Genomic DNA, 599 nt, shown 5'->3' with positions numbered 1-599 from the left:
TTCGAGAAGACCTTTGGAAGCCTTCCGTCACTTGCCTGTGTATATAAAATGCGTGATGACCCGTATAAACCTGAATTCATAGAAGAAATGATCGCCAGCAGGATGACTGCGTTCATGATATGATCCGCGCCCGGAATGCCTACCATTTTAAAGACCATCACGAAAGGGCTTTCCGGAACGGAATTGACTTGGTTCCATGGAATCAGGCTGACGATGATGAAAAACGGCAGCAGGTAAAACGCGACAATCCGTGTCAGTGTGCTGCGGACAGCTTTCGGGACAACCTTTTCCGGATTTTTTGTCTCTGCAAGCGTTACACCGATAATTTCTGTACCGCCGTAAGAGTAGATGACGACAAGCATCGCCGTAATCAGCCCTGTGCCGCCGTGCGGGAAAAATCCGCCGTGGTCTGTCAGGTTGGAAAATCCGGATGCTGTATGATCACCGAATGATACAAATAAGAGCAGCAATCCCAGAATAATAAAGATAATAATAACGGTAATCTTGATCATTGCCAGCCAATATTCACTTTCGGCGAAGATTTTAACAGAAAGCAAGTTTACAATCGTGACGATAAGAGAAATTCCTAATGCCAACAC

The 599-nt window shown here is 45.6% G+C and carries 1 protein-coding gene; it reads right to left on the bottom strand.

What is annotated here, in order from left to right:
* A partial coding sequence (locus ACWHAR_RS29540) for an amino acid permease (protein WP_452088750.1) occupies window positions 1–599 on the bottom strand: 599 nt, incomplete at both ends.

This window comes from Bacillus sp. LR--39, from assembly GCF_053613335.1.
This window is presented reverse-complemented; position numbering and strand designations above follow the sequence as displayed.